Origin of the sequence: Calidifontibacter indicus (genome assembly GCF_003386865.1) — a bacterium.
In the GTDB taxonomy this organism is placed as follows: domain Bacteria; phylum Actinomycetota; class Actinomycetes; order Actinomycetales; family Dermatophilaceae; genus Yimella; species Yimella indica.
In genome coordinates this window covers 1,909,185-1,936,061 of sequence record NZ_QTUA01000001.1, presented here as the reverse complement: position 1 = coordinate 1,936,061, position 26,877 = coordinate 1,909,185, and the positions used below count along the sequence as shown (strand labels likewise).

At 69.7% G+C, this 26,877-nt stretch carries 21 protein-coding genes, 1 tRNA gene and 1 pseudogene; 7 read left to right on the top strand and 16 right to left on the bottom strand.

Features of this window, described 5'->3' with window-relative positions; genetic code table 11:
* Positions 1 to 40 precede the first annotated feature (40 nt).
* Entirely contained in the window at positions 41 to 388 is a 348-nt protein-coding gene (locus tag DFJ65_RS09240; protein ID WP_147301364.1) for a hypothetical protein, read from the bottom strand.
* Positions 385 to 969, bottom strand: a pseudogene (locus tag DFJ65_RS09235) (SDR family oxidoreductase); the annotation flags it as partial. The gene DFJ65_RS09240 and the pseudogene DFJ65_RS09235, both read right to left, overlap by 4 nt.
* Before the next feature lie 188 nt (positions 970 to 1,157).
* On the opposite strand from DFJ65_RS09235, the gene DFJ65_RS09230 reads away from it, so the two are divergent.
* From DFJ65_RS09230 to DFJ65_RS09220, 3 genes are read left to right on the top strand one after another with little or no spacing between them, the layout of a single operon-like run.
* Positions 1,158 to 1,712 (top strand): Dps family protein, encoded by a 555-nt coding sequence (locus DFJ65_RS09230; protein ID WP_115922775.1) that lies wholly within the window; start codon positions 1,158 to 1,160, stop codon positions 1,710 to 1,712.
* Positions 1,713 to 1,744: 32 nt separating this feature from the next.
* Positions 1,745 to 3,334, top strand: coding sequence for a phytoene desaturase family protein (locus DFJ65_RS09225; protein WP_115922774.1), 1,590 nt, complete (start codon positions 1,745 to 1,747; stop codon positions 3,332 to 3,334).
* Positions 3,335 to 3,363: 29 nt separating this feature from the next.
* The gene (locus DFJ65_RS09220) at positions 3,364 to 3,813 is read left to right on the top strand and encodes an SRPBCC family protein (RefSeq protein ID WP_115922773.1); all 450 of its coding nucleotides are present in this window, start codon (positions 3,364 to 3,366) and stop codon (positions 3,811 to 3,813) included.
* A 385-nt stretch (positions 3,814 to 4,198) separates the two neighbouring features.
* Here DFJ65_RS09220 and DFJ65_RS09210 read toward each other — a convergent pair whose 3' ends face one another.
* Positions 4,199 to 6,361: a 3-hydroxyacyl-CoA dehydrogenase NAD-binding domain-containing protein gene (locus DFJ65_RS09210; protein WP_115922771.1), complete on the bottom strand. Its 2,163-nt coding sequence runs from the start codon at positions 6,359 to 6,361 to the stop codon at positions 4,199 to 4,201.
* A 38-nt stretch (positions 6,362 to 6,399) separates the two neighbouring features.
* Positions 6,400 to 7,611 (bottom strand): acetyl-CoA C-acetyltransferase, encoded by a 1,212-nt coding sequence (locus DFJ65_RS09205; RefSeq protein WP_115922770.1) that lies wholly within the window; start codon positions 7,609 to 7,611, stop codon positions 6,400 to 6,402.
* 137 nt (positions 7,612 to 7,748) lie between these two features.
* On the opposite strand from DFJ65_RS09205, the gene DFJ65_RS09200 reads away from it, so the two are divergent.
* The 3 genes from DFJ65_RS09200 to DFJ65_RS09190 are packed head-to-tail and all read left to right on the top strand — an operon-like array spanning position 7,749 to position 9,804.
* The gene (locus DFJ65_RS09200) at positions 7,749 to 8,567 is read left to right on the top strand and encodes an enoyl-CoA hydratase-related protein (RefSeq protein WP_115924221.1); all 819 of its coding nucleotides are present in this window, start codon (positions 7,749 to 7,751) and stop codon (positions 8,565 to 8,567) included.
* Positions 8,564 to 9,217 (top strand): TetR/AcrR family transcriptional regulator, encoded by a 654-nt coding sequence (locus DFJ65_RS09195; protein WP_211308407.1) that lies wholly within the window; start codon positions 8,564 to 8,566, stop codon positions 9,215 to 9,217. Before DFJ65_RS09200 ends, DFJ65_RS09195 begins: the two co-directional genes overlap by 4 nt.
* Positions 9,214 to 9,804 (top strand): flavin reductase family protein, encoded by a 591-nt coding sequence (locus tag DFJ65_RS09190; RefSeq protein ID WP_115922768.1) that lies wholly within the window; start codon positions 9,214 to 9,216, stop codon positions 9,802 to 9,804. Before DFJ65_RS09195 ends, DFJ65_RS09190 begins: the two co-directional genes overlap by 4 nt.
* Before the next feature lie 63 nt (positions 9,805 to 9,867).
* Here DFJ65_RS09190 and DFJ65_RS09185 read toward each other — a convergent pair whose 3' ends face one another.
* From DFJ65_RS09185 to DFJ65_RS09170, 4 genes are all read right to left on the bottom strand, one after another.
* Positions 9,868 to 10,896: a glycoside hydrolase family 26 protein gene (locus DFJ65_RS09185; protein ID WP_115922767.1), complete on the bottom strand. Its 1,029-nt coding sequence runs from the start codon at positions 10,894 to 10,896 to the stop codon at positions 9,868 to 9,870.
* Complete coding sequence (locus DFJ65_RS09180; RefSeq protein WP_115922766.1) at positions 10,893 to 11,123, bottom strand: hypothetical protein; 231 nt, start codon at positions 11,121 to 11,123, stop codon at positions 10,893 to 10,895. Before DFJ65_RS09180 ends, DFJ65_RS09185 begins: the two co-directional genes overlap by 4 nt.
* A 4-nt stretch (positions 11,124 to 11,127) precedes the next feature.
* Positions 11,128 to 12,252 (bottom strand): glycosyltransferase family 2 protein, encoded by a 1,125-nt coding sequence (locus DFJ65_RS09175; RefSeq protein ID WP_115922765.1) that lies wholly within the window; start codon positions 12,250 to 12,252, stop codon positions 11,128 to 11,130.
* A 238-nt stretch (positions 12,253 to 12,490) separates the two neighbouring features.
* Positions 12,491 to 14,446 (bottom strand): PhoX family protein, encoded by a 1,956-nt coding sequence (locus DFJ65_RS09170; RefSeq protein ID WP_115924220.1) that lies wholly within the window; start codon positions 14,444 to 14,446, stop codon positions 12,491 to 12,493.
* A gap of 272 nt (positions 14,447 to 14,718) precedes the next feature.
* On the opposite strand from DFJ65_RS09170, the gene DFJ65_RS09165 reads away from it, so the two are divergent.
* Positions 14,719 to 15,753: an NAD(P)H-dependent flavin oxidoreductase gene (locus tag DFJ65_RS09165; protein ID WP_245950149.1), complete on the top strand. Its 1,035-nt coding sequence runs from the start codon at positions 14,719 to 14,721 to the stop codon at positions 15,751 to 15,753.
* A gap of 329 nt (positions 15,754 to 16,082) precedes the next feature.
* On the opposite strand, the gene DFJ65_RS09160 is transcribed toward DFJ65_RS09165, so the two are convergent.
* From DFJ65_RS09160 to DFJ65_RS09125, 8 genes are all read right to left on the bottom strand, one after another.
* A complete protein-coding gene (locus tag DFJ65_RS09160) occupies positions 16,083 to 16,790 on the bottom strand; it encodes a TetR/AcrR family transcriptional regulator (RefSeq protein ID WP_115922764.1) in 708 nt (235 codons plus the stop codon).
* Positions 16,783 to 17,244: a hypothetical protein gene (locus DFJ65_RS09155; protein ID WP_147301363.1), complete on the bottom strand. Its 462-nt coding sequence runs from the start codon at positions 17,242 to 17,244 to the stop codon at positions 16,783 to 16,785. The genes DFJ65_RS09160 and DFJ65_RS09155 overlap by 8 nt, the downstream gene beginning before the upstream one ends.
* 24 nt (positions 17,245 to 17,268) lie before the next feature.
* The gene (locus DFJ65_RS09150) at positions 17,269 to 20,511 is read right to left on the bottom strand and encodes a carboxyl transferase domain-containing protein (protein WP_115922762.1); all 3,243 of its coding nucleotides are present in this window, start codon (positions 20,509 to 20,511) and stop codon (positions 17,269 to 17,271) included.
* Between the two features lie 143 nt (positions 20,512 to 20,654).
* Positions 20,655 to 20,727, bottom strand: a tRNA-Asn gene (locus tag DFJ65_RS09145).
* 93 nt (positions 20,728 to 20,820) lie between these two features.
* Positions 20,821 to 21,348, bottom strand: coding sequence for a hypothetical protein (locus DFJ65_RS09140; protein WP_115922761.1), 528 nt, complete (start codon positions 21,346 to 21,348; stop codon positions 20,821 to 20,823).
* 15 nt (positions 21,349 to 21,363) lie between these two features.
* Entirely contained in the window at positions 21,364 to 23,250 is a 1,887-nt protein-coding gene (dnaG, locus tag DFJ65_RS09135; protein ID WP_115922760.1) for a DNA primase, read from the bottom strand.
* A 151-nt stretch (positions 23,251 to 23,401) separates the two neighbouring features.
* Positions 23,402 to 24,715, bottom strand: coding sequence for a nucleotide disphospho-sugar-binding domain-containing protein (locus DFJ65_RS09130; RefSeq protein ID WP_115922759.1), 1,314 nt, complete (start codon positions 24,713 to 24,715; stop codon positions 23,402 to 23,404).
* The gene (locus tag DFJ65_RS09125; RefSeq protein ID WP_115922758.1) at positions 24,712 to 26,817 is read right to left on the bottom strand and encodes a glycosyltransferase; all 2,106 of its coding nucleotides are present in this window, start codon (positions 26,815 to 26,817) and stop codon (positions 24,712 to 24,714) included. Before DFJ65_RS09125 ends, DFJ65_RS09130 begins: the two co-directional genes overlap by 4 nt.
* Positions 26,818 to 26,877: the final 60 nt, after the last annotated feature.

Genomic DNA, 26,877 nt, shown 5'->3' with positions numbered 1-26,877 from the left:
GCCAAGACAACGACCACCCGGTAGATCAAGACTGCTGCCTTCAGCGCGAGGACGACGCGAGCCGCGTTTCGGCGACGCAGAGCAGACTCGCGACGACCGCGTCGAAGGCGGCGAGCGAGCGGTCATCACCCTCCGCCAGTCGGCCCAGGGGCACCAGGCTCAGCGCGTGCAGACCGTCCACTGCGGCGCCGACGCGGTGGGCGGTCGGGCCTCCCGTCGTCAGCAGGAGGAGGCCCTGGATGAGGTGCCGCGCTCCGAGCACCCGCGTCAGCGTCAGGCTGGTGCCCGAGGGCCGTTGCCCGACGACTGCGCACAGACGCTCCGGCGCGAGCAGTTGCAGGGCGCCGTAGGCGAGCCGGCCACCCTCCACGGCGTACCCGGCCCTCATCGGGTGCGCCCGCCGAGGACGCCGAGAAGAGCCGCCCCGAGCGCGCCCGCGACGACGCCGCCGACCACGCCGCGGTGCTGGGAGGCCCACACCTGGGTGGACCGCGCGGTCGCCCGGTCGTCGAAACTGCCGCGGGTGCCGAAGTCACGTTCGGCGTCCGCCGGCTCCCACAGGTTGACCGGCTGGTCAGGGTCACGCGGCTGATCCGTCTGGTGCGAGGAGAAGCCCGTGCGACCCAGGTAGCGGTCCAGCACGCCGGGTGCGGCGGCGTTCGCGATGAGCGTTCCGGCGGTGCTGCCGCCCACCCAGTACTCGCGGCGCTGGGGGTGGTCGGCCGCGTAGACGACCGCGCGGCCGGCCACTTCGGGTTGGTAGATCGGCGGCACCGGCTGCGCGCGCTTGGGCAGCCTGGACAGCACCCACCCGAACTGCGGGGTGTTCATCGCCGGCATCTGCAGCATGGTGACCCTGACCGGTGACTTCTCGTGCAGCAGTTCGCAGCGCAGCGCCTCGTGGAAGCCCTGGATGGCGTGCTTCGATCCGCAGTATGCGGTCTGCAGTGGTATGCCGCGGTAGGCGAGGGCCGACCCGACTGCCTAGCCACGTCGTCACGTGCCGTCCGCACTAAGGAACTCGGCCTGGCAGGGGGCGGGTCGACACCGATACCACCCCAATGGGGCGACCGCCGAAGACCCACACGCGGCCCGGCCGTTGATTTGATGGGGAGTCAGCCGTGCGCCGCGCGGCATCCCACCGAAAGGACGTCACGATGGCGGACAAGACCAGCTTCACTCTCCCCGGCCTGACCAAGGCGAAGTCGGAGAAGATCGTTCAACTCCTGCAGGTGCGCCTGTCGGCCTACAACGACCTACACCTCACCCTGAAGCACGCCCACTGGAATGTCGTCGGGCCCTTCTTCATCGGCGTCCACGAAATGATCGACCCGCAGGTGCTGCTCGTCCGTGGCTACGCGGACGAGGTCGCCGAGCGCATCGCCGCCCTCGGCGCCTCCCCCGGCGGCCGGGTCGGTGACATCATCCGCGATCGCGACTGGGACGACTACGACATCGAGCGCGACTCGGTCGGCGCGCACCTCGGCGCCCTCGACAAGGTCTACGAAGGCGTCATCACCAGCAATCGCAAGGTGATCGAGGAACTCGAGGACCTCGACCCGGTCACCCAGGACATGGTGATCGGTCACACCGCCGAGCTGGAGAAGTTCCAGTGGTTCGTGCGGGCCCACCTGGAGAGCTACACCGGCGTCCTGGCGGACGCGGGCACCACCACCGAGAAGGGCGCGGCGGCAAAAACCCGTAAGCCCTGACCGCTCGCCCCGACGACCCGGATGGGAGTCGCATGACGCACTACGACGCGGTGATCGTCGGCGCGGGGCACCACGGCCTGGTTGCCGCCATCGAACTCGCCGAGCAGGGTTGGCAGGTGGTGGTTCTCGAGGAGCGCGATGTGGTCGGCGGGGCGGTCGCGCACCGGCAGGTGGGCGACTTCGTGATGGACGAGTTCAGCGCGTGCCATCCGCTGGCGCTGGCCTCGCCGGTGCTCAAGGGGCTCGAACTCGAGCGGTACGGCCTGCAATGGGCCCGCACCGACCGGGTCGTCGCGCACCTCGCGGACCCGTCCGACACGCACGGCGATCTGCTATCCGCGGACCCCGCGGTCACCGCCGAGCATCTCGATGCCGGACACACCGGGGACGGTCACCAATGGCGTCGGCTCGTCGAGGCGTATGACTCGGTGAAGGGGCCGCTGCTCGACGCGTTGTTGCTGCAGTGGCCCCCGATCCGCTCCCTGCCTGCGCTGGTGCGCGCGGTGGGTGGTTCCCAGCTGCTCGACTTCGCCCGGTTCGCGCTGTTGCCGGTGGAACAGCTGAGCCGGGAGCGGTTCGGTGGGTCGGCGGCACGGAACCTGTTGTCCGGCAACGCGATGCACGCCGACATCCCACCCGATGCACCCGGCAGCGGGATCTACGGCTGGATCATGACGATGCTCGCCCAGGACGTCGGTTTCCCTTCGCCCCGCGGCGGCACCGGCGGCCTGGCGCAGGCTCTGGCCGCCCGCGCGCAGGCGTCCGGGGTGCAGATCCGCACCGGCGATCGGGTGACCCGGATCGAGACTTCCGGGGACCGCGTGCAGGGCGTGCAGACCGCTTCCGGTGAGGCTCTGCGAGCACGCGTCGTGATCGCCGACACCAGCGCGCCGATGTTGTACGGGGAACTGCTCGACGACGTCCCGGCCGGCATCCGGGCCCGGATGGACCGCTTCACCTGGGACCTGCCGACGGTCAAACTCAACCTCGGGTTGTCCGCACCAATGCCCTGGACGGCGGCGGCTGCCCGAGGCACCGGCGTGGTCCATGTCGGCGGCGACCACCGCGAGCTCGTCACCTGGAGTGCCGAGCTGAGTGCCGGGCGGATCCCGCATCACCCGTTCGCCCTGATCGGGCAGATGACGACCATCGACCCCAGCCGATCCCCCGCGGGGACCGAGGCGCTGTGGCTGTACACCCACCTGCCCCGCGGCCTCGAGGACGAGGACGCCGCGGCCGAACTGATCGGGCGGTCTGAGCAGATGCTCGATCGGTTCGCTCCCGGCTGGCGTGACCTGGTGGTCGAGCGCTGGGACCAGACCCCCCGAAGCCTCGCGCAGGCCGACGCCAACCTCGGGCGGGGCGCGGTCGGCGGCGGCACCATGCAGCTGTTCCAGCAGGCGATGTGGCGCCCGGTGACCGGTCTGGGCGGCCCACGCACCTACGTCCGCGGCCTCTATCTGGGCAGCGCCGCGATCCACCCGGGCGGCGGCGTGCACGGCGGTGCCGGGCACATGGCGGCCCACGCGGCGCTGCGCGACCGGGGTGTGGTCGGCCGCGGTGCAGGCCTGGTCGGTCGACGACTCCGCCGCATCATCGACAACACCACGCCGCGCTTCTGACGCCGGCACCAATCACACGGAGGAACTCCATGGACACGTTGCAGGTTCGACACACCACCAGCGCCTCGCCCGAAGCGGTGTGGGACGTGCTCGCGGACGGCTGGCGGTACCCCTGCTGGGTGGTGGGCGCGTCCAGGATGCGGGCGGTCGAGCGGGGCTTCCCCGCCGCGGGCACCAAGTTGCATCACAGCGTCGGTTCCTGGCCGCTGCTGCTGGACGACGACACCGAGGTGCTCGAGTCGCAGCCCGCTCGGCTGCTGCGTATCCGGGCGAAGACGCGCCCGTTCGGTACCGCGGTGGTCACCCTGACGCTGGAACCAGCCGCGGACGGCGGCACCACGATCACGATGGCCGAGGACGCGGACAGCGGGCCGATCAAGGCCGTACCCATGGTCGCCCGGCAGGCCGCAATCACCCCACGCAACCGCGAGTCCATGCTCCGTCTGGCCCTGCTCGCCGAACGCGCCGACCAACCCTGACCGGATTTTCTGAAGTTCGCGGTCGGCTCCGGGCGGCGAATGCAGTGGCCCCGCCCACCGACGCGGTCGGGGCCACTGCGTTCCGGCTGATCAGTCCCGGCGATCCTTGTCGCGGAACACCTGGATCAGGTCTTGCTGCCCTGGTTCATGAGGCACCGGCCACCGCGACCGGCTCGGAGGTGAACCAGAGCGGCGTCGGCGGTCGATACACCTTCATGGGCGACATCAACCCGTTCCCCGGGTTCCGGGCACCCGCAACGGGCTGCTGACGCAGGGTGACCCACCCGTACCCGCGGCGTTCCTGCGGGTACGTGAGCAGGCACCAAGCGGCGCCCGACGGATTCATTCCGTCGGGCGCCGTCTCGTCGATCGGGATCCGATCAGGTCAGTAGGTCTCCCCCGCCTCGGCCTTGGCCACCAGCGAGGCCGGCGGGTTGAACTGCGGGCCGTAGCGATCGGCAAGTTCACGAGCGCGGGCGACGAAGCCGGCAAGACCGCCCTCGTACCCGTTCATGTACTGCACGACGCCGCCGGTCCAGCCGGGGAACCCGATACCGAAGATCGAACCGATGTTGGCGTCCTCGACCGAACGCAGCACGCCCTCGTCGAAGCACTTCACCGTCTCGAGCGCTTCGGCGAACAGCATGCGCTCCTTCATGTCCTCGAACGGGAGTTCCTTGTCGCCAGCGAACTTCTCGACCAGGCCCTTCCACAGGCCGGTGCGCTTGCCGTCGGCGTAGTCGTAGAAGCCGGCGCCGCCGAGCTTGCCCTTGCGGCCCTGCTCGATCACCGAGTCAACGATGGCGTAGGCGGGGTGCTCGTAGTAGGAGTCCCCCTTGCCGTCGGCCACGAGACCGTCGCGGGTCTCCTTCTGGATCTTGCTCATCAGCGTCAGGTTGAGCTCGTCGGCGAGCTGCAGCGGCGCGGCCGGGTAGCCCGCCTGCAGACCGGCCTGCTCGACCGACTGCGGGTGCACCCCCTCGCCGACCATCGCGATGGCCTCGTTCAGGAAGGTTCCGATGACGCGGCTGGTGAAGAACCCGCGGCTGTCGTTGACCACGATCGGGGTCTTGCGGATCTGCTGCGCGATGTCGAACGCCTTCGCCAGCGTCTCGTCGCTGGTCTTGTCGCCGGCGATGATCTCCAGCAGCGGCATCTTGTCGACCGGGGAGAAGAAGTGCAGACCGATGAAGTTCTCCGGCTTCTGCACGCCGTCGGCGAGGCCAGTGATCGGCAGGGTCGAGGTGTTCGAGCCGAGCACGGCGTCGGCGTTGACGACCTCCTCGATCTCCCGAAAGACCTTGTGCTTCAGCTCGACGCTCTCGAAGACGGCCTCGATCACGAGGTCGCACCCGGCGAGGTCGCCGGCGTCGGCGGTCGGCGTGATGCGCGCGAGCACCTCGTCCGCCTGCTCCTGGCTCGACTTGCCGCGCGCGACAGCCTTGTCGAAAAGGCTTGCCGAGTAACCCTTTCCGCGCTCGGCCGCCTCCAGCGAGACGTCCTTGAGCACGACCTCCATGCCGCCGCGGGCACAGACGTACGCGATGCCGGCGCCCATCATTCCGGCCCCCAGCACACCCACCTTCTTCGCGGTGTACTTCGGCTGGTCGGCGGGCCGACTGCCGCCCCGGTTGATGTGTTCGAGGTCGAAGAAGAACGCCTTGATCATGTTCTTCGAGACCGGTCCGGTGACCAGCTCGGTCAGGTAGCGCGACTCGATCACGAGCGCGGTGTCGAAGTCGACCTGCGCGCCCTCGACCGCGGCAGCGAGGATCGCCCGCGGCGCCGGGTAGTTCGCACCCTTGAGCTGCTTGCGCAGGTTCGCCGGGAAAGCCGGCAGGTTGGCCGCGAACGCGGGGTTCGTCGGCGTGCCGCCCGGAATCTTGTATCCCTTGACGTCCCAGGGCTGCTGGGCCTCGGGGTTGGCGGCGATCCATGCCTTCGCCGCCGGCACCAACTCCTCGACGCTGCCCACGACCTCGTCGACCAGTCCGAGCTCGAGGGCGTCCTTGGCGGCATAGCGGGTGCCCTGGAGCAGCACCTTCAGCAGCGCGTCGGCGATGCCGAGCATGCGGACGGTGCGCACGACCCCGCCACCGCCGGGCAACAGACCGAGGGTCACCTCGGGCAGCCCGACCTGGGCGCCCTTGACGTCGGCGATGACGCGGTGGTGGGTGGCAAGAGCGATCTCCAGGCCGCCGCCCATCGCGGCACCGTTGATCGCCGCCACGACGGGCTTGCCGAGGGTCTCGAGGGCACGCATCTGCGCCTTGACCTCGCCGATCCCTTCGAAGAACTCCTGCGCCTGCTCCTTGCGGGTGGCCATCAGGTCGTGGAGGTCGCCACCGGCGAAGAAGGTCTTCTTCGCCGAGGTGATGACGACGCCGGTGATGTCGTCCTTCTCGGCGACCAACCGGTCGACGGCGGTGCGCATCGAGGCGATGTAGTCGGCGTTCATCGTGTTGGCCGACTGGTTCGGGTCGTCCATGGTGAGGACGACGACGCCGTCGCCGTCCTTCTGGTAACGAATCGTGTTCGAGTTGCTCATCAGTTCGATTTCCTTGGTTCGCAGCCTGTTTCGCGCGTTCAGACGCGCTCGATGAGAGTGGCGACACCCATACCGCCGCCGATGCAGAGGGTGACGACCGCACGCTTCTGGTCACGCCGCTCGAGCTCGTCGACCATCGTGCCGAGGATCATCGCGCCGGTCGCACCCAGTGGGTGCCCCATCGCGATCGCGCCGCCGTTGACGTTGAGCTTCTCGTCCGGGATGCCGATGTCGCGCTGGTACTTCAGCACGACCGACGCGAAGGCTTCGTTGATCTCGAACAGGTCGACGTCGTCGGCGGTGATGCCGGCGGTGTCGAACAGCTTGCGGGTGGCCGGCGTCGGACCGGTGAGCATGATCGTCGGGTCGGCGCCGCTGGTGGCGGTGGCCACGATGCGGGCGCGCGGAGTGAGCCCGAGCTCCTGACCGATCTGCTCCGAACCGACGAGCACGAGCGCGGCCCCGTCGACGATGCCGGAGGAGTTACCGCCGGTGTGGACGTGGTTGATCCGCTCGACCGCGTGGTACTTCTGCAGCGCGACGGCGTCGAACCCGCCAGCCTCACCCATCCCGGCGAACGCCGGCTTCAGCGACCCGAGGCTCTCGACGGTGGAATCGGGACGCATGTGCTCGTCGTGGTCGAGCACGACCAGCCCGTTGCGGTCGACCACCGGCACGACCGAGCGGGAGAAGTAGCCGTTCGCCCAGGCCTTCGCCGCCAACTGCTGAGAACGCACGGCATAGGCATCGACGTCCTCCCGGCTGAAGCCCTCGATCGTGGCGATCAGGTCGGCCCCGATGCCCTGCGGCACGAAATAGGAGTCGTAATTCGTCGCCGGGTCGTTCGCCCAGGCGCCGCCGTCCGACCCGATCGGCACACGCGACATCGACTCGACCCCACCGGCGATCACCAGGTGGTCCCAGCCGGAGAGCACCTTCTGGGCCGCGGTGTTGACCGCCTCGAGGCCCGATGCGCAGAACCGGTTCAGCTGGACGCCACCGACCGTGTCGGGCAGGCCGGCCGCGATCGCCGCGGTGCGCGCGATGACCGAGCCCTGGTCGCCCACCGGCGAGACGACGCCGAGCACGACGTCGTCGATGCGCGCGGGGTCGAGCGAAGGGTTACGGCGACGCAGTTCGTCGATGAGGCCGACGACGAGGTCGATCGGCTTGGTGCCGTGCAGGGAACCCCCGCGGTTGCGACCGCGCGGGGTGCGGATCGCGTCGTACACGAATGCTTCGGTGCTCATCGAGAGCGGTCCTTTCGGAGCAGGTCGAACGCCGCCGTTCCGGGGCGTGATCCGAGTATCGGCGGGCTGTTGACAGAGTGTCAACAGTGCGTCCACGATGGCGACCGACACGCCCGCAACGGATGCACGAGGCCACCATGACCGACGCCCAGGTCCGGTTCGAGATCACCGGACACACAGCGCTCATCACGCTCGACCGACCCGATGCGCGCAATGCGTACACCAACCAGATGGCGAACGAACTCGCCGCGGCACTGGTCGCCGCGAACCGGGACGACGCCGTCCGCGTGATCGTGCTGACGGGTGCAGGCAGCGACTTCTGCGTCGGCGCCGACCTCAGCGCCCTCGGCGGCGGCCGGATCACGGACGCAACCGAAGAACTCGAGCCGGCCTCCCGCGTCACCCGGCCGATGTACGAATCGGACAAACCCGTCATCGCCGCCGTGCGCGGAGCCGCCGTCGGGGTCGGGTCGACGATGATCCTTCCCGCCGACTTCCGGATCGCGGCCGACGACAGCCGCTTCGGGTTCGTCTTCGGCCGGCGCGGCCTCTTCCCCGAGGGCGGCTCGGTCTGGTTCCTCCCCCGCCTGGTCGGCATGGGCCGCGCCACCGACTGGATGGTCAGCGGACGACTGATCCCTGCCGCGGAGGCACTCGCGGCAGGGCTCGTCACCGAGTTGCGCCCGGCGGACGAAGTGCTCGAACGGGCGCTCGAACTCGCCGAGGAACTCGCCACCGTCACAGCTCCGGTGTCCGTTGCCGTCATCCGCAAGGGGCTGCACCGGATCAGTGCTCTCCCCTCCCCCGATGCGGCGTTCGATCTCGACTCGCGGCTCATCGCCTCCTGCGGGTCGAGCGCCGACACCGCCGAGGGCGTCACCTCCTTCCTGGAGCGGCGCGCCCCGCAGTTCCCCGGCCGGGTCGCGGACGACCTGCCGGACTTCCTTCCGTGGTGACCGGGACGGCGGGTCGGCACCGCCGGCTCGAGGCCGACGCGCGCCGCGAGGAGATCCTCGGCTGCGCCGTGCGGCTGTTCGGTGAGCGCCCGTATTCGCAGGTGTCGACGATCGAGCTCGCCGACGCGGCCGGGGTCACCCGTGGTCTGATCCACCACTATTTCGGCACCAAACGCGACCTCTACCTCGAGGTCGTGCGGGCGATGGTGTTGGTGCCGAACATCGACGACGCCGACGTGCCGCAGGACCGCCCGGTGCGGGAGCGCGTCGAGCACAGCGTCGACTGGTTCCTGGACACCGTCGCGCGCCACGGGCGCACCTACATCGCCGTCACCGGGCCCGAGGGCATTGCGGGCGACTCGGAGGTGGAACGGATCCTGGCCACCGCCGACGACATCGCCGCCCGGAAGATCCTGCAGATGGTGGGCCTCGGCACCGACAGCACGGAGCACTCACCCGAGCGCGCCGCGTTGCGGGCCTACTGCCTCATGGCGAAGGGCGCCGTCCGCGAGTGGCTGCGGTCGGACACGCTCACCCGCGCCCAGGCGCACCTGCTGCTCACGGAGTCGCTGATCGCGATCGTCGGCGACGTGTTGCCGGCGGTCACCGGCGACCACAGCGGCACCGAGGGGCATACCGTTCAACCATGACACGCCGTGTCCTCAGCATGGACGACCTGCCCGCACCCGAGCCCTACCGGCTGCTCACCGCGTTGGTTGTGCCTCGCCCGATCGCGTGGGTTTCCACCCTGGACGCGCAAGGCCGCGCCAACCTCGCGCCGCACTCGTTCTTCACCGTCGCCTCCGGGGCGCCGCCGATCGTCCAGTTCACCTCGGTCGGGCGCAAGGACTCGCTGCGCAACATCGAGGCCACGGGTGAGTTCGTGGTGAATCTCGCCTCCCGCGCGCTGCTGGAACCGATGAACGCCACGTCGGCGACCGCGCCGCCGGAGGTCGACGAGTTCGAGCTGGCCGGACTCGAGAAGGAACGGTCGACCAAGGTGGCACCGTGGCGGGTGGCCGCCTCGCCTGCGGCGCTGGAGTGCGAACTGCACCAGGTGGTTCCCGTGGGCGACTCGTTCGTGGTGATGGGCCGGGTCGTCGTGGCGGCCGTCGACGAGTCGGTGCTCGACGACGACGGCCGACCCATGGAATGGCTGCTCGACCCGCTCGCCAGGCTCTCCGGATCGCGCTACGTCACCTACGGCCGGACGGTGAACCTCCCCCGCCCGAAGTAGCCGGCCACTCGGATCCGACAACCGGGTCGGTTTCTCGGCCACACCCGGTGCGCGGCAACAGGATCAGCGCGTGGCGACGACGTCCTTGGCCGCCTGCAGTACGGCCGGGGTGGAATCGAGGCGCCAGTCACGTTCCTTGTCGGCGTGGAAGAAGGCGACGTGGGTGACCGCCGGGAACTGCCGGGGCAGGCTGTCCCGCAGTCCGGTGAGCCACTGCGCCTTGGAGCCGCCGGTCACCGGCTGTCCGGAGACTCGCGGGTGCGCGGTGTCGGCCGAACCGACCTCGCAGATCCAGACCGGTTTGTCGCCGGCCGCCTGCTGCAACCGTGCGTACTGCGGGGCGAAGATGTCGGCGAAGCTCGCCCAGCGGTGCCGTGCATCGCCTGCGGCGGTGCCCCAATTGTAACCGTCGAGACCGACCGCATCGACGACGTCGGCGCCGGGGTAGATGGAGCGGACGTCGGTCGACGCGGCGTACACGTCGGTCGTCGGGTTGAAGATCCAGGTGGCCTTCACACCGTGAGCCCGCATCAGGGTGACGACGTGCCGCCAAGCCTGCTTGAACTCCGCAGGCGTGCCACCACGTGGCTGCTTCCCGTCGACGGTCGGCTGGAAGGCCTGCCAGTCGGCGTTCATCTCGGCCCAAGGTCGGATGGCTAACGCGCCGTCGTAGTTCTTGAGCCGCGCGGCCTGTTGCTTCAGCACGGTGTCGCCCGCACCGGAGGACCACCAGCGGTAGTTGCCCCAATCCTCCAGCGACCACGACACGAGCAGCGTGCGTCCACGTCCGAGGGTGTGATCGACCGGGTAGGGCCAGGTATCGCCCTTCCCGCGGAAGATCGACGCCATCCCGAGTCGACCGGTCTGCTGTTCGAGTGCGGCGAACTTGGCGGGTTCCTTGTCGGCACCGTCGACGTACGCGCCCCAGGTCACCCGTCCGGGCGGCGCGGTCGTGCTCCGCGCGCCGCCGGTCAGCGGCGCGGCCGCGGTTTCGGCCCGACGGAACGGTGACGGGAAGACGCCGGTGGCGAACAGTGCACCGACGACGACGGCGATCACCAGCAGCGGCCCCCAGGACCGAGCCCGGCTCACCGCTGTGCCGCGGCTCGCTGTCGAGCGAGCCGCTCCACCGGCACCGGTTGCACCGATCGGTGCCGACTGGGCAAACGCACCGACGGCCCGCGCCGCACCGGCAGCATGCGACGCAGTGCAGAGAACGCCGCGACGAACGCGAACGCGGCCATCGCGATGTAGAGGTTGTGCCAGCCGACATAGACGAAGGCGCCGCCGGCGAGGGCGGGTGTCGGAGTGACGTACATCAGATCACCATTTCTTCTCGGTGCGGGTCAGGGAGTCGAGGTAGGCCTTCGCGTGGACGGCCTGGAGGAACAGGTCATAGGGCAGCTCGTACATCAGGAACGCGGGCGTTTGACGACGGATCCCCTTGTCCGACAACGTGATGAACCGTTCGAGACAGAAGATGAGCGTGACGGCGAGCCAGAGCGGTTGGAGTCTGAAGTCGCTGAACGCGACCGACATCGTCACGTCCATCAGGTACAGCGCCGTGACGACCACGCCGATCATGGTGAGCAGTTGGCGCCCCCAGTAGGGGCGGGTGAGCGGGGTCCAGCCGTACTGGAAGCAGTTCTCGACCGCGCCGCGCTTCCACCGGTGCCGCTGCCGCCACAACTCGCCCCAGGTGGGCATCGCCTCGGTCGTCAACCGGCACTCCGGCGGAGCGAGCAGTTGATAACCGAGGTGCATGATCGCGAAGCTGAGTTCATTGTCCTCGGTGAGCACGGTGGTGTCGTAGACACCGCCGCGGCCGTCCCCGGCCGGTAGGTCGCCGTCCAGCCGGGCGCGGGCGATGCCTTGCAGGGTCGCGGCCCGGAACATCGCAGCGGTGCCGGTGACAACGAGGCATTTACCGCGCAGCCGGCGTACGTCGCGGGCGTACCGGGCGTACTCGTTGTCCTGCAGGTGCCGTAGGAGCCGGGCGTTGCCGTTCCAGACGAGGTCGCGCAGGGCATGCACCGGGTCGGTCGCCCCTTCGCGCCGCTCGGCTTCCTGCGCGCGGAATGTGCCACCGACGGCGCCGAGCGCCGGGTTCTCGGTGAGGTACCGCGCCGCATGCTCGAGGAAGTCGACCGCAAGCACGCTGTCGGCGTCCTGTACGAACACGAGGTCCTGCGCCGCGAGTGTCGGCAGCAGATCTGCGAGCACCTGGTTGAGCGCGCCGGCCTTCTTGTCCCGGTTACCGACGGTCTCCACGACTTCGACGCCGTAGCTCTGGGCGATCGCCACCGTGTCGTCGGTGCAGTTGTCGGCCACGACGGTCACGCTGGCCGGCCGGAGCGTCTGTGCGGCAAGCGCGTTGAGCGTGGCGCCGATGCCGGCCTGCTCGTTGTGGGCGGGCACGACGACGTGCACGACGGGCTCGCGGGACATTCGACGTGCTCCTCTCGCGGTGATCGACCTGACCGAGCCGCATCCCGTGGGCTCGCGTCATGGAAACGGGGTGCGACGTCGCACCCCGAGTGATGACATCGGCCGATCTGCGTGATCCGTTACCCGAACTGGGCTGTGTCTCTGGTCACCTCGCTCGGGTGATGGGCCCCGGACGCGGCTCGGCCCCGCCCACCGAAGTGGACGGGGCCGAGCCGTGTCTCAGGCGTGTTCGCGTAGGTCAGGCCTTGTCGCGGAACACCTGGATGACCGACGGACGCGGCTGGCCGGTGCCGTCGTACGGGAACAGGCTGACCGGGTTTGCCGGGGTGGCGCCGGTGACCTCGCCCGGGTGCTGGATCGAGCAGAACACCGTCTTGTCGTCGACGATCAGCGGACCCGCCGACTCGGCGCCGTGGGGCACGGTGTGGAACTGCTTGAGGTGACCGGCCTCCTTGCCGGAGACCGGCGTCATGAAGAACGCGTCGGCGTTGCCGAGGGCGTTGCCGTCGGTCGAGATCCACAGGTTGCCCTTGGAGTCGAAGGCGACGTTGTCCGGGCAGGAGATCGGGCTGACCTCCGACTTGTCGTAGCCGTTGAAGTAGGTCGTCGGGTCGGACGGGTCACCGCAGATCAGCACGAGCTTCCAGGTGAACGTGGTGCTCGTGTGGTCGCCTCGGTCCTCGGTGATCTCCATGACCTGGCCGTGCTTGTTGCTCGGCCGCGGGTTGGCCTCGTCGACCTGAGCAGCGGTGCGGCTGGTGTTGTTCGTCAGAGCGACGTAGATCTTGCCGTTGACCGGGTTCGGCTCGACGTCCTCCGGGCGGTCCATCTTGGTGGCGCCGGCCTTGTCGGCGGCCAGCCGGGTCCAGACCAGCACCTCCTCGACCGACATGCCGGCGATCTTCGACTTGCCGTTGACGACCAGCGGGAGCCACTGGCCGGTGCCGTCGCTGACGCCGTCCTGCATGCCGTCGCCGGTGAACTTCGCGACGTAGAGGTCGCCCTCCTCCAGCAGCGTCATGTTGTGCCGGCGGTCGCCTTCACGGTACTTACGGCGCGAGACGAACTTGTAGAGATAGTCGAAGCGCTCGTCGTCACCGGTGTAGGCCACGACGTGGCCGTTCTTCGCGATCTGGATGTTCGCGCCCTCGTGCTTCACCCGTCCCAGCGCCGTGTGCTTGCGCGGGGTCGAGGTGGGGTCGGTCGGGTCGATCTCGACGATGTAGCCGAACCGGTTGACCTCGTTGGGCTCGTTCGCGGTGGCGAAGCGGGGATCGACCGACTCCCAGTTGCGACCGCCGCCGGTGACGCCGTAGCGCTTGTAGGCCGCTTGCTGGTCAGCCGGGATCTGGGCGGCGTTGAAGTAGCCGTTCCAGTTCTCCTCACCCGACAGGATCGTGCCCCACGGCGTCTGACCGCCGGCGCAGTTGGCGAAGGTGCCCTTCACCTTGCGGCCGGTCGGGTCTGCCTTGGTGCGCACCAGCTTCGAACCGGCCGCCGGGCCGGTGAGCGCGAAGTCGGTGTTCGGCGTGATGCGACGGTTCTTGCGCGCGCCCATCTGGGCTTCCCACAGGGCGCCCTTGGCCGAGACCTCGACCACGGACATGCCGTGCGCCGCCATGACGATCTTCACCTGCTCCTTGGTGAGCGAGGAGGCACCGGTGTATCCGCGGAACATGAGGTCTTCGTTGGTGTACTCGTTGTTGACCACGAGCAGGCCACGGCTCGACTTGCCGTTGCGCACAAGTCCGACGTAGTCGCAGTTGTAACCGAACTGCTTCTCCTGCGCCGCGGCGGTCTGGTTGTCGAAGTCGAAGGCCGGAGCACCGGCGATGATCGGGTCGCCCCACTTGACCAGGGTCTTCCAGGTGAAGCCTTTCGGAGTGACAACCTTGTCGGTGGCATAGGGCACGGGCGCGGTCGACTCGAAGTCGTAGACGGGGCGACCGAACGCGGTGCCCCTGCCATGACCCTTTCCGTTACCGGGGTTTCCCTTGCCGGGGTCGGCGGCGGCTGCACCGGCGGTGGCGAGCGTGGTGCCGGCGACGGCGGTGGTGACGCCGATCGCCTTGAGCAGGGTGCGGCGGGACGATCCGCGCTTGGCGTCGCGCAGGATGTCACCGAAGTATTCGTTGTCGCTCTCGTTCGGCACCGGCTGGAAACAGGCGTCGCCACAGCGGTAGTGACAGGTCATCAGGTCGCGGCTGCCGTTGTGGGGGCGCTGCGGGGCCACCGGGATGAGCCGGCGGTGCTCGGGCTGTGCAGGGGTCAAGGTCGTCGCCTTCCGTGCAATTCGGGGTGCGTGTCGGCGAGGGGACGGGTCCTGTCGACACCGGCCGCCGCGGGGAAGACGGCCGGTGTCGACGCTAAGGCCGCCGCCCACATCGGCCGGTAGCGATCGGGTGAACGTCAGGTGATCGTTGAGTCAAGGGCAGGTCAAGGACCCAGTGCTGACACGATGAGGGCGTGTTCACCTTCAGTTCGCTCGACCTGCCGATCATCGTCGCGCCCATGGCCGGCGGCCCGTCCACCCCCGAACTCGTCGCCGCGGTGGCGGACGTCGGTGGCACCGGTTTCGTCCCCGCCGGGTATCTCGACGCGACCGCGATGACCGACAAGATCCGTGCGACCCGCAAGCTCACCGATCGGCCGTTCGGGGTGAACCTGTTCGTGCCGAACGACGACGAGGTCGACGGCACGGCGTTGGACGCGTATCGCGCGACATTGCAACCGGTGGCCGACAGGTTCGGGGTCGAGCTGCCGCAGCACCGCCACGACGATGAGGACTTCGCGGCGAAAATTGCAGCACTGCAACGCGATCCGGTGGCCTTCGTGTCGTTCACCTTCGGACTGCCCGACAGGTCGGTGATCGAGCCGCTGCAGTCCGCCGCGATCGCGGTCGGAGCCACCGTCACCTCCCTGGACGAGGCACGCGCCGCCGCCGCGGTCGGCTACGACTTCCTCGTCGTGCAGGGTCCGGAAGCCGGCGGCCACCGTGGCACCCACCACGCGTCGACCACGCCGGACGACACGCCCCTGCTCCCCCTGCTCGCGCAGGTCGTCGCCGAGATCGACCTACCGGTGATCGCGGCGGGTGGACTCATCGAGGCACCAGCGATCGCCGACGCACTGTCGCTGGCGGACGCCGTCCAACTGGGCACCGCCTACCTGCTCGCCACCGAGGCCGGCACCTCGGCGATCCATCGTGCCGCGTTGCAGGACCAGCGCTTCACCGAAACGGTCACCACCCGCTGCTTCACCGGGCGGCCGGCCCGCGCCCTGCGCAACACCTTCACGACCGAGTTCACCGACGCCCCGGCGGCGTATCCCGCCGTCCACCAGATCACACAGCCGCTGCGCAAGGCGGCCGCTGCCGCCGGCGACGCGCATTATGTGCACCTGTGGGCCGGAACTGGCTGGCGCGCAACGGTTTCGGCACCGGCTGCCGACATCACCAAGGCACTGTGGGCGCGCGTCGCGCCGTTGGTCTCAGCCGACTGATCTCGCCGCGGCCATCGTCGGCAAGCTCGTCGGCAAGCTCGTGGGCATGGCGTGGTCATAGCGGGGTCGCGGCGTCCGCGCCACTGATCGACGGGTCGCGTCGCTCCGGAAGCGGCGCGCAGCACCGGCAACGCATTTCGGTGCAAGCTAGGTAGATGAGCCTGCTGCGCACTGCCCTCTTAGCCAGCCTCGCCGTCGGCGCAACGGGATGTTCGTCGGAGCCTGCGGCACCGCGGATTCGTCGTCCACTACCGAGTCGGCGGGCGAGCGCAGCAAGCACAAGCCCCCGTCAACATGGCTGCCTGCGCCGACCCCGATTCGGCTGAGTGTCAGTCGTTCCCGAGATCGATCGGGCTCGGCTGAGAGCCACGCAGCGGCGGGTTCATCAGCGGCCGTCGCTCTCCCGAGACACCGTCCCGCGCGACGCCGATGACACGCAGGTAGACCGCCGTCAGATCCTCCACGAGTTCTTCGAAGGCGCCCTCCTCGTCGGGCACCTTCGAGCCGAACCGGCGGAACATCGCCACCACGACCTCCGCCACCACCGCAGGGGCGGCCGGGGGGTCGGCCGCGCCCGCGGCGGCCATCCGACGGACATACCGAGCCACCCGCCGAGTGGGTCGCTGGTCGATCTCCTCCCAGATCGCGGCGATCCGGTTGTCGACGCGGGCCAGGCTCTCGATCACCGGCAGCAGGCGCTCGTTCGCGGCGTACGCGGCGAGGAACGCGGCGCTGGAAGCGCGCCCTAGCTCGTAAGGGTCGTCCTCGTCGACACCCGGGATCTCGTGCGCTGCGAGGAACTCGTCCCGCACCCGCTCGGCGAGCGCCGCGAAGATCTCGGCCTTCGCGGCGAAGTAGGCGTAGAACGCACCCCGCGACACCTTTGCCCGGGCGGTGATCAGCGCGACGGTCGCCGCCGCATAGCCGACATCGGCGAAGATCTGCGCCGCAGCGTCGAGCAGCAATCGCCTGGTTTCGTTCTCCGACTCCGCGCGGATCGCGCGGGCCCGGGCCCAGGCCGGTGCCGACTCAGCCATCGGTGCCCGGAGCCAGCAGTTCGCCGAAGATCTGCTGACGCAGCTTGTACTTCTCGATCTTGTTGGTCGGGGCGCGAGGAATCTGGTCGACGACACGAATGTGCTTGGGGTGCATGTACTTCGGCATCGTCTCGAGGAAGGGATTGACGACCCCCATCACGCCCTTGCGCGTGACCTCGGCGCCGGTGCGCACCAACGACCCGCCACTCACGGTGAGCTCGCGGATCTGCTCGCGCGAGTAGCCGCGGTAGAGGTCCGCCGGGGTGCCCTCACCCTCCGCCAACTCATCAATGGTCACCGACCGCGGGGCGCCGCTCTCGGTCTGGCCAAAGCCGGCGGTGACCACCTCGATGCCGAATCGCTCGGCCACCTCTTGGTGCTGCAACGGTAGCGGCTGCATGTACACCTTGTTGAGGCTGTTGCTCCGATCTTCCTCGCGCTCAGGCGCATTCATCACCATGGTGGTCTCCCTCTCGGGTCAGGGGCGGGTGCCGAAGCTGGGGCGACCGAGCAGTTCGGGCAGCAGGCGGTAGGCGTCGTGCACCCAGTCGCACAGCAGCGGCCGGGTCTCGCGCGGGTCGATGATGTCTTGGACGCCGAAGTGGGCGGCGGTCCGGAACGGTGACCCGACCGCTTCGACGAGTCCGGCGAGACGGTCGAGTTCGGCGGTGGGGTCGGGCGCTGCGGCGATCTGTGCGCGGAAGGCGGCTTCGACTCCGCCGCGCGAAGGCAACGACCCCCAGTCGCTCGAGGGCCATGCCCACGAGCGAACAGACCTGTGCCGGTTCACGATTCCCGCGCCGCCGACGCCGTAGATGCGCCGGACGATGATCTCGGCCTGCGGGATGCGTGCCTGGTAGACCGCGGTGATCGCGCGGGCACCGTGCCGGATGACCGCGGCCTTCTCGGCGGCCGAGCCGATCGTCATCCCGGCCTGGTCGGTGAGGCTGATCAACGGCAGGTGGAAGGTCTCGCACAGGTCGACGAGCCGGGTGGCCGCAAGGGCGCCCTCGACCCCCATCGTCGCGCCGACGTGCGGATCGGTGGCGAGCACCCCGACGGGGTGACCGTCGAGCCGGGCGAGCCCGGTGAACACGCCCCGGCCGTACTCGGCATAGGGGAAGACGGAGCCCTCGTCGAAGATGGCATCGAGCAGCGTCCGCAGTTCGTAGAGCCGGCGCGGGTTGCGTGGCACGGCGCCGAGCAGCGCCTCGTCGCGACGATCGACCGGGTCGTGCCCCTCACGCACGGGCGGCAGTTCGAACACGCTCGAGGGCAGATAGGACAGGAAGTCGCGGATCACGTCGAAGGCGTCCTGCTCGGTGGCGACGATGCGCTCGATCGCGCCGTTGTCGCGGTGCACGGCCGCACCGCCGAGTTGCTCCTTGGTGAGCTTCTCCCCCGTGCCGCCCTCGACCACCGGCGGGCCGGCCGTGAACAACTGACCGACGCCGTCGACCATCACGGCCAGGTGCGACATCACCATGCGGGCGGCGCCGAGGCCGACGGTCGGGCCGAGCGCGGCCGACACGACCGGCGCGATCGAGAGGTTGTCGACCACCGCATCCCATCCCGGATTGACAGGAATGTAGGTGTATCCGGCATCGATCGCCATCTTCACCGAACCGCCGCCGCTCGCGCCGTCGAGCAGACGCACCACCGGCAACCGCATCTCGCGGGCGTAACGCTCGGCGAAGATCTGCTTGTCGTGGATTGCCGCGTCACCCGACCCACCGCGCAGGGTGAAGTCGTCGACACCGAGGAGCACCTTGCGTCCGTCGAGCCGGGCGGTGCCGGCGACGAAGTTGGACGGCGTGAACTGCTGGTCCTCGTCACGCAGCGCGCCGTCGACGAAACCGGACAACACACCGATCTCACGGAACGACCCTTCGTCGGCGAGAGCGCAAATGCGTTGCCGCGCATCGAGTTTGCCCTCGCCGTGCTGACGTGCCAGCTTCTGCTCGCCGCCCATCCGGTGTGCCGCGTCGCGGCGGCGCTCGATCTCGGCCACCTCCGGCGCCCAGTCGGGGTCGTCGTCGATCGCGGTGTTGATGTCGGCGTGGACGTCGTCGTGCTCGCCGGGCACGCCGTGCAACAGCAGGTCGCCCCCGGCGACGACCGACCCGACCGGTGCGACGACCGCGCTCACCGTCATCGCCTGCGGCGCGCGCACGACGTGCTCCATCTTCATCGCCTCGACCAGTGCCACAGGTTGATTGGTAGCGACCACCTGGCCCGGCTCCACCGCAAGCTGCACCACCACACCGGGGTTGGGCGCCCGCACCGCGACAGCGCTTTCCGCGAGGTCGGGTTCGACTGCGACGCTTGCCGATTCGGCCGCGTCATCTGGCACCACCGACCGCGGACGGCGATGGGCGACCAACTCGCCGAGGTGGTCCGGGATGAAGGCGGTCGTCCAGGGACGTTCGGTGAAGTCGTCGGCGGTCACGATGCCGTGCAACAGGTCGGCGTTGGTCTCGACCCCAGCGATCTCGAGGTCTTCGAGTGCCTGGCGGACGCGCGCGGTCGCCTGACGCAGGTCGGCACCGTGCGCGATCACCTTGGCCAGCAGCGAGTCGTAGCGCGGGTTGATCTCGTAGCCGGTGTAGCCGTAGCTGTCGACGCGGATGCCCGGCGCGCTCGGCAACTCCAGGCGTTGCAGCGTGCCGGCGGCAGGGACGACCGAACCATCGTCCGTGAGGGTCTCGGTGTTGACCCGCACCTGGATCGCGACACCGCGCACGGCGGGCGGCTCGGTGAGGCCGAGATCGGCCAACGAGCGTCCGTCGGCGATCGCCAGCTGGGTGCCGACGAGGTCGACGCCGGTCACTTCCTCGGTCACCGTGTGTTCGACCTGCAGACGCGGGTTGGCCTCCATGAACCAGAACTCGTCGCCCTGCACCAGGAACTCGAACGTGCCGAGGCCGCGATAGTTCACCCCCGCGGCCAATGTCGTTGCTGCGGCGATGATCTCGGCTTGCTGTTCGTCGTCGAGCCAGGGGCTGGGCGCGACCTCGACGAGCTTCTGGTGCCGGCGCTGGATGCTGCAGTCACGCTCCCCCAGCGCGGCGACCGCACCGGTGCCGTCGCCGACGATCTGCACCTCGAGGTGCCGCGGCTCGGTCACCAGCTTCTCGACGTAGACGTCACCGCGCCCGAACGCCTTCTGTGCCTCGCCGGACGCCTGCGCGTAGGCCTCGGCCAGCGCCGATGGGTCGGTGACGGACCGCATCCCGCGTCCACCTCCACCGGCGAGCGCCTTGATCATCACGGCACCGTGCTGCGCCGCGAAGTCCTGCGCCTGGGCCACGGAGGTCGCCTGTTCGGTGCCGGGCACGACCGGCACACCCCGGGCGATGGCGTAGTCGCGGGCCCGCGCCTTGTCACCGAACAGGTCGAGGGTCTCGGCGTCGGGTCCGATGAACGTGGGGCCGAGTTCGGCGCAGCGCCTGGCGAATTCGGGGTTCTCGCTGAGGAAGCCGTAGCCCGGGTGCACCATCGTGCAGTTGCGGTCGACCGCGGCGCCGGTGACGGCCTCGATGTCGAGGTAGGCCGCCGTTCCGGCGCCGGGAAGCTGCACGGCGTCGTCGGCCAGCAGAACGTGCCGCGAGGTCGCATCGTCGGCCGGGTGCACCGCGATCGCGCGGCCCCCCGCCTCGTGCACCGCCCGGATGATCCGTACGGCGATCTCACCGCGATTGGCCACGAGTACCGACAACATGCCTGCGAGCTCCTTCGAGGTGGGTGATGCAACTCACGGTACGCCGATTGACACTAGTGTCAATCGACGTCACGTCTTTTGGACACCCGGCCTCGCAGGCATACGAAAAGGCCCGGAATCACGTGGATTCCGGGCCTTCGTTGCTCCCCCGGTTGGACTCGAACCAACAACCTGCCGGTTAACAGCCGGCTGCTCTGCCAATTGAGCTACAGGGGAATGTGTCCCTTGTGAGGCGCGACGGAAACTGTAGCAAACAGCCGCCCGAACCTCCGAATCGACCGCACGGGTCGACCGCGCGGGCTCGTTGAGTCAGGGCGGCGGCAGTCCCACCTGGTCGCGCAGGTTGGCGCTGGCGCGAGCAACCGCCTGGGCGACCGCCGGGTCGGACAGCGAGGTGCGGCGTCCGAGCACCACCTGCTCGAACAGCTCACCGGTGCGCAGGTCCTTGCGGATCACCACGCGTCCCGACTGTCCCGCGCCGGTCGTCGGCAGCGCCGTCGTAAGCACGACCGAAGCCTGCACCCGCTCGTGGAACACCTCCGGCAGGCGGGTCTCGACCTCCTTGAAGGTGTATTGCGAACCACGTCCGCGGTCGACCCAGGTGATGCTCAGCGTCCAGGTGTCGGGGTTCCACTGGCCGGTGTCGACGTCCGACCACGGACGCCGCGACGTCACCTGTCCCTCGGGGTCGACGATCGCCAGCTCGGTCGTGCACGCCGCGAGCGTGCTGCCGGTGTTGTCGTCGACCGCGAAGGCGAGCACCTTCTCCCCGCGTGGCAGGTCGAGCGCGGCCACCAGGTCGGCGGGGGCCTTGGGGTCGCGTCCGAGAAAACGCATCACTTCTCCAGGTGTTCAGTCGCCGGCGACGAGGCGGGCGTGCTCGGCCTGCAGTTGCAGCAGGCGTGCGGACAGTTGGCGGGCCATCTCGGCGTCGCCCGAATGCTGACGCAACTGGGCCATGACGTCGTCGATGCTGCGGCGCATCGAGGCGTCGCGCACCCGTGCGATGAGCGAGGCGGCGAACCGCGGCTCGGGCAGGCCGGTGTTGCGGTCGATGCGGGTGGGCAGTTCGGTGACGCTCAGCCGAGCGACATAGCCGGCGATCTCGGCCGGCGCCGCGTCGCGCACCGCGTCGCTCCACGCCTTGAGCGAACGCGATCCGGGGTCGCCGACCTGCATGACCGCTTCGAAGATGCGGCTGTGTGCGAGTGCACCGAAGTCGTCAACCGTGAGCTGCATCAGTTGCGGGCCCGGCACGGCCGCCGGGTACTGCAACATGCACGACAGCAGCTGCATCTCCGCGACGACGATCGGGTCGCGCAGATCGGGTGTCGGGATGCCGGGGCGTTCGGGTTGGGGCTCGGGTTCCTCGATGCGGGCGGGCCTGTCGTCGACCTTCACCGCGGTGGCCTTGTGAACCTCGAGTTCGAGCTGGTCGAGCGGCACACCGAGCCAGCCGGCCACCTCGCGGGTGTAGGCGGGGCGCAGCGCGGTGTCGCGAATGCCCTTGATGATCGGCGCCACCGCGCGCATGCCCCGCACCCGCCCCTCGACCGACGCCAGGTCGAACCGGTCGAGGGTGGTGCGCACCGCGAACTCGAACATCGGCATCGCCGAATCGATGAGCTTCTCGACACCGGGCGCACCCTCGGCGAGGCGCAGCTCACAGGGGTCCATGCCGTCGGGCGCGACGGCGACGTACGACTGGGCGGCCCACTGCTGCTCCATGTCGAACGCCTTCATCGCCGCCTTCTGCCCGGCGGCGTCGCCGTCGAAGGTGAACACCACGCGTCCCGGTGCTTGGCCCTGCTCGTCACGGATCAGCCGACGGATCGACTTGATGTGGTCGCTGCCGAACGCGGTGCCGCAGGTGGCGACCGCGTGCGGCACACCGGCCAGATGACACGCCATGACGTCGGTGTATCCCTCGACGATGACCGCCTTGCGGTCTGCCGAGATCGACTTCTTGGCCAGGTCGAGCCCGTAGAGCACGTGCGTCTTCTTGTAGATCGGTGTCTCGGCGGTGTTGAGGTACTTCGCCTCGATGCGGTCGTCGTCGAAGATGCGCCGTGCGCCGAAGCCGATCGTGTCGCCGGTGATGTCGCGGATCGGCCACATCAGCCGTCCGCGGAACCGGTCGTAGAGCCCGCGGCGGCCGCGTCCGGCAAGACCTGCGGTGACGATCTCGTCGTCGCTGAAACCCTTGCTGCGCAACAGTTTTGTGAGCGCTTCGCCGCTTCGGGGCGAGTAGCCGACGCCGAAGTGGCGGCAGTCGGCGCCGTTGAAGTCGCGGGCCCGCATGAAGTCGCGGGCCACGCGTGCCTGGGCGTCGCCGCGCACCAGGAGCGCCTGCTGGTAGAACTCGTCGGCCACGCGGTGTGCCTCGATGAGCCGGGTGCGGCGCCCGATCGACTCCGGACGGGGGCCGCTGCCCTGCTCGTAATGCAACTCGACCTGGTATTTGGCGGCGAGACGCTCGACGGTCTCGGCGAACGTGAGGTGGTCGACCTCCATGACGAAGCTGATGACATCACCGCCCTTGCCGCAGCCGAAGCAGTTGTAGGCGCCGACGGCCGGACGCACGTAGAACGACGGCGTCTTCTCGTCGTGGAACGGGCACAGTCCCTTGAGCGAACCCGGGCCGGAGCGGCGCAGCGTGACGTGCTCACCGACGACCTCCTCGATGGAGGCCCGCTCCTTGACGAGGGCGATGTCGTCCTCCTTGATCAGGCCCGCCATCGCATTCCTTCCGGTCCTCCTCGCAAAGCGGAAGTCTACGTCGACGGCGTGGGGACGCCGAGGCGCCCTCCACAGCTCCGTCCCGAACCGGCCGCGCCCCGACCGACGGCCGGACCACGCCTGCCTGGACCGCGCGCGCCGCCGGTGGTTCTCAGCCGGCCGTCACCTGCGACCCGATGGCCTCGAAGGCGCGCACGGCGCCGGGTCGGTCACGCAATGCTTCGCTCAGCGACCGCAGCCGCGTCCGCGCATCGTCGTCGAGGGCGAGGAGCCTTCTGGCCGCGGCACGCAGCTGGCCCGAGGTGGCCGAGTTGGGGTCGAGTGCCTCCCCGAACCCCGCCTCTTCCACCGCGGCAGCACCGGCGAACTGGTCGGTGGACAGGGGCAACAGGACGAGCGGCACGCCCGAGCTGAGGGCTTCCGTCACGCTGTTGTTCCCGCCGTGGGAGACGGCGAGAACCGCCTGCTGGAGCAACCGCACCTGCGGCAGCTGCGGCCGCACCAGCCAGTCCGAGGGCAGTTCGCCCAGTTCGCCGGGAGCGCTCGATCCGCTGGCCAGGGCGACACGCACCGGCAGGGGGCGCAGAGCCTCGACAATGCGAGTGAGCACATCCGACCGGACCGACAGGAAGCTGCCCAGGCTCACGTAGACCACCGGACGGGTACTCGCCGCGAGCCACCGTTCCACCTCCTGCTCGGGTGCCTCCGTGCGCACGGCCGAGCCGAGGAAGACGTGCGGCGGGAGCAGGGCCGTCCGCGCTGCCGGGTGGATCTCGGCGGGATAGTTCAGCAGCAGCACGTCTCCGGTCTCGGCGAAGGCGTCGTCACTCAGCCGGGCCCCCGGGTCGAGCACCTGCAGCGCCTGGTTCCACTCGGCGGTGAAGCTGTCCCGGACCCGGTGGCACAGCCGCCGCAGGGCGACCAGGCCGTCAGGATCCGGCCTGATCGCAGCCGGGAAGGCGGGTGGGCAGCCATAGACCTCATCGCCCACTACCAGCGCCGACGGGTGGCCCAGAACCACATCGGCGTGCCGGGCTCCGGACGCGGTCAGCGCCAGCCGGGCACCGAAGGCCAGATGGTCGACGAGGATCGTCTCAGGACGCACCCGGTCCAGCACGTCCTGCACGGCACGCGCGACGCCCACCGGGTTCCACAACAGGTCGGCGCCACGAGCGCGCGCCTGGAACTCAAGCGTGGCCAGCGCTCCGCGCCGGGTGGCCGCGAAGAAGCCGCGCAGCGCGTCGTCCTCGCCCCTTGGCTGTGCCTCCGCGCGGATGATGCCCGGGTTGGAGCCACGCCCGAGCTGCAAGCCGACCCGTTCGAAGCCGAAGGCGGTGACGATGGCGTCCGTGGCCGGGCCGGTCGCGACGACGACGCGCTCGCCCGCATCACGCCACGCCGTCGCCAGGGTTGCGAGCGGATACAGGTGCGAGGCGTAATCGGGACTGATCACCAGCAGCGTCATGATGCCAACACCGCCGCCCGCCCCTGGCCCGTACGGTCCGTGGCCACCTGCCGATAGATGCCGGTCAGGGCTGCGGCCATCGTCGCGATGCCGAACCGGTCACGGACCGTGGCCTGGGCGGCCGCGGCGCGCTCGGCGGCCCCCGGCGCGACGGCCAGGTCGAGCGCGCCGATCACAGCCTCACCGAGACGGTCGCGCGATCCCGTCTCGGTCAGGACGCCGGTCACCCCGTCGGTCACGTAGGTCGCCGGTCCACCACTGCGCGGAGCCACCACGACCAGGCCGGTCGCCATCGCTTCGAGGATGGCGATCCCGAACTCCTCCTTCAGGCTGGCCGAGACGTACACGCCGCTGGGTGCGGCCAGACCCGGTCGGCCGTCACGGACGGCGCGCAGCCAGGTCGCGACCGTCGCGTTGGGCCGGTGACCGGGCAGCAACAGGCCGTGCGTGGCAGCCTCGTCCATGGGCAGCACGGCGTCGATGGCGGAAAGCTGTTGTTGCTCGTCGGTCGTCGGAGTCGTGACATCGCCGCCGACGATCAGCAGGTTGCAGCGCGCGCGCAACTCGGGGCGCGTGGCCCAGGCTTCCACCAGCGTGGCCATCCCCTTGACGGCGTTGAGCCGACCCACCGAGACGGCGATCGGCAGGCCCCGACGCTCGGGCGGCAACTGGCCCAGCAGGTGGTCAAGGTCGGCGAGCGCCCGGGCGGCCGCCGGGCCGTCCGGCTCCCTCGCTGCATCGATGCTCGCCAGGCTCAGTCCTTCGGGCACCACGGACACCCGGTCGCCCTCCGCCTCGATGTCCAGATTCATCAAGGCACGCATGTCGCCGGCGATGTCGGGGCGGGGGAAGAGCACCAGATGCGATGCCCCCGCCTGCAACTCGGAGAGCAGACGCTCGCGGAAGAGAAGGTGTTCGACGGCGTCGACGGCGCCGAAGTTCTCACGTGTGAGCGTGCCCTCGGCGTCCCGGACGGCCACCAGCGCGTTGGGATCCGGTGCCAGGGTGAAGACGACGGGCAAGCCGCTCTCAGCAGCGGCCTCGGCCGCCACCATGGTGGCGACATCGGCCATCCGGAGGTGGATCACGTCGACCCCACCGGCCACCCGCAACAGGCGACGCAATCCACGTGCCACCTCGACTCGTAGCGGCCAGGCCTGTGCGGCAGGCACATTCGGGCCCCGGAGCGGAACCGACAGGTAGTGGTGACCCGGCTCCCCCAGGCGGCTCAGGTCACCGACCCCCTCGCTCGCCCGACCGCGGGAGATCGTCAACACCCGCCGCACCCCCGGCCCTTGCAGCAGGGCGTCCCCGAGTTGGACGAGCAGGGTGGCGATACCGCCCGTGTCGCCCCGCCCGGCGTTCGTCAGGTCGCCGTCGATGTCGGCGTGCAGGAAGAGTTGGGCGACCGTCAGGCCCCCGCCCGGATCAGCGGCGACGGCCGGGACGAGCTCGAGGTCGTCGAGGGCGAGCCGGGCCACCGACGCCAGCGGTTCGGCCCCCTCGGCCATTGCGACGAGCATCCGTCGTGTGGCGGAGTCACCGTCGACCGAACCGCGGTCGCCGAGGGCGGCAACCGCCGCCGCCCGCACCCCGGGATCCTGTGACTGGTCCGCGGCGACGCGGCGCAGGACCCGGCTTGTGCCAGCACCCGGCACCAGGCCGAGGGTCTCGACCAACACCGCCCGGGCGGCCGGATCGTCGTGCCGACCCAGGGCGAGCTCGAGCGCCGACCTCACAGCTGCCGGACGCTGCCTCGACCAGCGCTGCAGCGTGCGCTGTGCGAGCATCCCGGCGAAGCCTCCGGCTGCCACCAACCCGGTCAGCCGGTCCACCGCGACCTTGACGAAGGGACCGCGGCCGAGGGCGCGGATGACGTGGTCCGGACCGCCGGCGGGCGGGTCCTGCAGCAGCCCGGCCAGCAAGCGCCCGCCGGCCCTGGTGGCCACCGAGCCGAGGGCGAGCGTGGCGATCGCGCCCGTCAGCTGGTCGCAGGGGTCGGCAATGGCACTCTCCAGCAGTGCGATCACCTCGGCCTCCGCAGCGGCGCCGCGTGCGGCATCGGTGCTGGCCGCACGGTCGAGGGCAGGGCCGTGGTGCATGGCCCCCAACACGGTGGAGGCCGTACGTACCGAGTCCAGGACTTGTCGCGTGGCATCCGC

What these genes read in the sequence shown, in the direction of transcription:
- DFJ65_RS09240 (WP_147301364.1), bottom strand. Translation starts at nt 388, where the DNA reads ATGAGGGCCGGGTACGCCGTGGAGGGTGGCCGGCTCGCCTACGGCGCC.
- DFJ65_RS09230 (WP_115922775.1), top strand. Translation starts at nt 1,158, where the DNA reads ATGGCGGACAAGACCAGCTTCACTCTCCCCGGCCTGACCAAGGCGAAG.
- DFJ65_RS09225 (WP_115922774.1), top strand. Translation starts at nt 1,745, where the DNA reads ATGACGCACTACGACGCGGTGATCGTCGGCGCGGGGCACCACGGCCTG.
- DFJ65_RS09220 (WP_115922773.1), top strand. Translation starts at nt 3,364, where the DNA reads ATGGACACGTTGCAGGTTCGACACACCACCAGCGCCTCGCCCGAAGCG.
- DFJ65_RS09210 (WP_115922771.1), bottom strand. Translation starts at nt 6,361, where the DNA reads ATGAGCAACTCGAACACGATTCGTTACCAGAAGGACGGCGACGGCGTC.
- DFJ65_RS09205 (WP_115922770.1), bottom strand. Translation starts at nt 7,611, where the DNA reads ATGAGCACCGAAGCATTCGTGTACGACGCGATCCGCACCCCGCGCGGT.
- DFJ65_RS09200 (WP_115924221.1), top strand. Translation starts at nt 7,749, where the DNA reads ATGACCGACGCCCAGGTCCGGTTCGAGATCACCGGACACACAGCGCTC.
- DFJ65_RS09190 (WP_115922768.1), top strand. Translation starts at nt 9,214, where the DNA reads ATGACACGCCGTGTCCTCAGCATGGACGACCTGCCCGCACCCGAGCCC.
- DFJ65_RS09180 (WP_115922766.1), bottom strand. Translation starts at nt 11,123, where the DNA reads ATGTACGTCACTCCGACACCCGCCCTCGCCGGCGGCGCCTTCGTCTAT.
- DFJ65_RS09175 (WP_115922765.1), bottom strand. Translation starts at nt 12,252, where the DNA reads ATGTCCCGCGAGCCCGTCGTGCACGTCGTCGTGCCCGCCCACAACGAG.
- DFJ65_RS09170 (WP_115924220.1), bottom strand. Translation starts at nt 14,446, where the DNA reads ATGACCTGTCACTACCGCTGTGGCGACGCCTGTTTCCAGCCGGTGCCG.
- DFJ65_RS09160 (WP_115922764.1), bottom strand. Translation starts at nt 16,790, where the DNA reads ATGGCTGAGTCGGCACCGGCCTGGGCCCGGGCCCGCGCGATCCGCGCG.
- DFJ65_RS09155 (WP_147301363.1), bottom strand. Translation starts at nt 17,244, where the DNA reads ATGAATGCGCCTGAGCGCGAGGAAGATCGGAGCAACAGCCTCAACAAG.
- DFJ65_RS09150 (WP_115922762.1), bottom strand. Translation starts at nt 20,511, where the DNA reads ATGTTGTCGGTACTCGTGGCCAATCGCGGTGAGATCGCCGTACGGATC.
- DFJ65_RS09140 (WP_115922761.1), bottom strand. Translation starts at nt 21,348, where the DNA reads ATGCGTTTTCTCGGACGCGACCCCAAGGCCCCCGCCGACCTGGTGGCC.
- dnaG (WP_115922760.1), bottom strand. Translation starts at nt 23,250, where the DNA reads ATGGCGGGCCTGATCAAGGAGGACGACATCGCCCTCGTCAAGGAGCGG.
- DFJ65_RS09130 (WP_115922759.1), bottom strand. Translation starts at nt 24,715, where the DNA reads ATGACGCTGCTGGTGATCAGTCCCGATTACGCCTCGCACCTGTATCCG.
- DFJ65_RS09125 (WP_115922758.1), bottom strand. Translation starts at nt 26,817, where the DNA reads ATGCACCACGGCCCTGCCCTCGACCGTGCGGCCAGCACCGATGCCGCA.